At 38.7% G+C, this 4219-nt stretch carries 1 protein-coding gene and 1 pseudogene; both read left to right on the forward strand.

Annotation, left to right across the window (positions count from 1 at the left end):
* Positions 1 to 196 precede the first annotated feature (196 nt).
* A pseudogene (locus IM500_RS24515) lies at positions 197 to 2128 on the forward strand (DUF6603 domain-containing protein); the annotation flags it as partial.
* A 21-nt stretch (positions 2129 to 2149) separates the two neighbouring features.
* A complete protein-coding gene (locus tag IM500_RS14075; RefSeq protein ID WP_287738731.1) occupies positions 2150 to 4030 on the forward strand; it encodes a hypothetical protein in 1881 nt (626 codons plus the stop codon).
* Positions 4031 to 4219: the final 189 nt, after the last annotated feature.

Raw genomic sequence — 4219 nt, forward strand, 5'->3', positions numbered from 1 at the left:
CGGGACAAAGGGTTAACCTCGATTTATGATTTTCCTTGATCTATCTGGGTTTCAGCGATTTTGGGCTTCTCGAAGTAAATCCCAAGCGGGGATTGGAGTTGAGGCTTTTCTCGATTTGTTTTTTGTCTAAGTCCCACTAGCTGGACTTTCCCTCTCCCTCGATGGACTTGCCGTTAACTCCCCCCTCAATCAATTTGACCCCAAATTTGACCTTAAAGGCATCGGCATCGACTACAAAGGCAGCGACACCCTAGAAATCGGTGGCGCATTCCTCAGAACTACCCGAAACGGCATAGACGAATACAACGGGGCCGCCGTTATCAAATTTAACGTCAAAGCCAAAACCCTCAACCTTTCCGCCATAGGGTCCTATGCTTATTTTCAAGGGCATCCCTCCCTCTTTATCTACGCCATTCTTGACTATCCCATCGGTGGACCCTCTTTCTTCTTCGTCACCGGGTTAGCCGCCGGCTTTGGCTATAACCGCGCCCTCAAAGTCCCCACCATTGACCAAGTTGCCACCTTCCCCCTCGTCGCCGAAGCCGTTAACCCTCCTCCTGCTGAGGGTTCTAACTCAGACCAAGCCGCCCGACTCACAGGAGAACTAACCAAACTCCGAGACTATATCCCCCCCGAAACTGGGCAAATATTCCTCGCCATCGGCATTAAATTCACCTCTTTTAAACTAATTGACTCTTTTCTCCTGCTTACCGTCGCTTTTGGTAATCGTTTTGAACTTAATCTCCTTGGTTTAGCCACCCTCATCGCCCCCCCAAATGTAGGCGCAGGAGTCCCCCCGGTTGCCGAGGTACAACTAGCCCTCAAAGCCAGTTTTCTGCCCGCCGAAGGATTTATCGGCGTTATTGCCCAACTTACTCCTAACTCTTATATCCTTTCTCAAGCTTGTCATCTCACCGGAGGATTTGCCTTTTATGGCTGGTTTGCCCCTAACGTCCATGAGGGAGATTTTGTCCTCACTTTAGGGGGTTATCATCCCCTCTTTAATGTCCCAGACCATTATCCGAAAGTACCTCGCCTCACCTTAAATTGGCAAGTTAGCAGTGAACTTTACCTCAAAGCAGATGCTTATTTTGCCTTGACTCCTTCCGCTATCATGGCCGGGGGACACCTCCAAGCTACTTGGAATAGTGGTCCTCTGAGTGCTTGGTTCAACGCCGGGGCAGATTTTCTCATGTCTTGGAAACCCTATCACTACGATATTTCTATCTATATTGATATGGGAGTGTCCTATACTTTTCACTTTTTTGGAACCCATCATATTACTGTTCAATTAGGGGCAGATTTACACATCTGGGGACCCGAATTTACAGGTATTGCCCATATTCATCTTTGGATTATTTCTTTTGATGTGAGCTTTGGTAGCAGTGCCTCGCAAGCACCCACAGCCATTGACTGGAATGAGTTTAAAACCTCTTTTCTCCCTGCTGATGATGCTATTTGTAGTATTACTGTTCAAGAGGGTTTAGTTAGAAAAGTTAATCAAGATGATAAAACAGATTTAGGGAACATTAATCCTAAAGATTTCTGCTTAGTCACTAATTCAGTCATTCCTATTAAAACTTGTAATGTTAATCTTAATACTCAGGAAATTAATACCCAGTTTGGCATCGGTTCCATGGCAGTAACAGCCTCTGAGCTAATCTCAGAATTAACGATTACTATTAATAAAAATGGTACAACGCTAAACTCAACAGAATTTGACGAAGATTTTGCTTGTACTCCCCTATTTAAAAAAGTTCCCATCGCACTTTGGGGCGAATCTTTAACCCCTAGTTTGAATGGTAATCAATTTATTGAAAATACCCTATCTGGATTAGAAATTAAACCTAAAAAACAACCAGAACTGGGGGCAACTCAAGCCATTAATCGCAGTAAATTACAATTTAGCACTACTTCAATTAATAATGCTTATCATTGGCGAACGATTAGCACTTTTCAGGAGGAAACCACTAAAGACATCCGTAACACTATTGTAGATAACGCAGTCAACAACACCAGAGATAATTTACTAAAAGCACTAAATTTGAAAAGTGAAGAAATTGATCTCAGTGCAACAATTGCCGATCATTTATTAGGTTCACCTAAAATTGGAGTTTTAGTTAATTAATTATTATTAAAGGAGTCAGAAATGCCAGAAACTACCACAACTGAACCCACTAAAATTGAATTTATTCAGTATCATCAACCAGCTTTAAAAGATGGTGACTATGAAATTACCATTCAACAGGAAATAAAAGGGGGGGAAATCACAACCGATAACTCCTTTCAGATTACTAGAAAATTTTCTGTAGGTGCAGAAAGATTTGACTTAAAACCTACAGACATCCACGCTGTATTTCCCCCTGATGGTAGCTTAGGAGAACATTCCAATGTTTTACCCCATATTATCCTAAACCGTAGTACCTTACCTTGGGAACGTCAATCTATTAGTAATAATAATAATAATAATCCTTGGTTAGCTTTATTATTATTTGAAGAAACGGAAGCACCAGAAACTCAAATTATTACCCTAGAAACCTTAAAAGATATTAATAGTTATCCCGCTAAATTTCCCAATTTTACCCTAGAAAGTGGACAACATGAAGACGATAAGCTGATAGTTATTGATGTCAACAAAAAGTTATTAGAAAAAATTTTACCCACTAAAGAAGACTTAACTTATCTTGCTCATGTTCGTCAAGGAACAGATGAGCAAGGAAAATTAATCGGCGATGAATTAGCTGTTATTATTTGTAATAGACTTCCCCAAAAAAACGGCAGAAGTATCGTCCATCTGGTTTCTTTAGAAGGACGTTATAATAATAATGGTTTTGATTTTCAGGGAGCAGGAGATAATGATAAGATTCGTTTAGTTAGCCTAAAAAGTTGGAGTTTTTCTTGTATTGATGAAAATCAAAGTTTTCAAGGACTTTTGACCAATCTTAACCGAGAACCTAGTACCCTAAGATTGCCACAAGTTAATAATACTGAAGCCGAAAAATATCTATCTATGGGTTATGTTCCCTTACCCCATTTTTTACGACAAGGAGGTAAAACCTTCTCTTGGTATCATAGTCCTTTAATCACAGGAAACAACCCTAACAATAACATCACCTTACCCATTCGTACCGCAGATGAATTAATCATTTATAATCCTGATAATGGTATATTTGATGTTTCATACTCTGCCGCTTGGGAATTAGGAAGATTACTCGCTTTACAGAGTAAAAATTTATCCGTTAGTCTCTATAATTGGAAACGCACTCATAGACAAAATATACAAAATATCGAAACTCATTTACCCGTTTACAATCAACCTAATACAGAACTTCCTGAGAGTATTTATAATTGGTTTGAAGATTTAAGTCTTCTTAAAGGTGTACCTTTTAATTATCTGGTTCCCGATGAACTTATGTTACCTGTAGAATCAATTCGTTTCTTCTATCTTGATTCCCTTTGGATAGAATGCTTATTAGATGGAGCATTTAGTATTGGTCGAGTAACTACATCAGATCATAAACATGATCAAGAAAATAAAACAAATCTTGCTGTTAACAATTACCCCACAGTAACTGGTTTTTTACTCCGTTCAGATGTGGTGTCAGGTTGGCCGGGTTTACTGGTTGATGGTTATAATGAAGTTGTTAATAATGATCAACCTGTTGATGAAGACAAGAAGATTGAATTACTACGGATGGAACGTCTTTCTGCTAATGTTTTAATTTGTTTATTTAAGGGGGAGATCAAAACGGTAGATATTCACCAAAAACCAGAAACCTTACATTTTGGACTAGACTGGGATGATGAGAATAAAACCTTTTACAAAAAATTAAAAAACTTAGATGGTCAGCAAATTGACAAAAAGGTTGATAATATTCCTTGGAAAGATTCAGAAAAAAGAGTTATAGATATCAATTCACTTACTGACAGGATTAAAGAACAAGTGGACAATAGTAGCTCATTTACCTCTGCACAATTGGCCTTAGAGATGATTGAAGGAGTAGAAAAAGTGAGATTTATTGGTTCTTAAAAACCTATTAAGTAGGTAGGCGTTAAAAATTATCAGATCCCCCCCTTATTAAGCTATCCATTAGTCAGATCTTTCTTAACAAAAAGAGAAGAAACTTAAAAAAAGGGGAAACGATTGATAGGTATAGTTTTGAAAGAAGGAATTAAGGTGGAGGTAAGCAAAAAAATGGAGAAATGGGCAGCCCAAGAA

It is taken from the genome of Microcystis sp. M179S2 (genome assembly GCF_020245805.1).
Taxonomy (GTDB): domain Bacteria; phylum Cyanobacteriota; class Cyanobacteriia; order Cyanobacteriales; family Microcystaceae; genus Microcystis; species Microcystis aeruginosa.

Coding starts and splice junctions, on each gene's coding strand:
- IM500_RS14075 (WP_287738731.1), top strand. CDS start 2,150: ATGCCAGAAACTACCACAACTGAACCCACTAAAATTGAATTTATTCAG.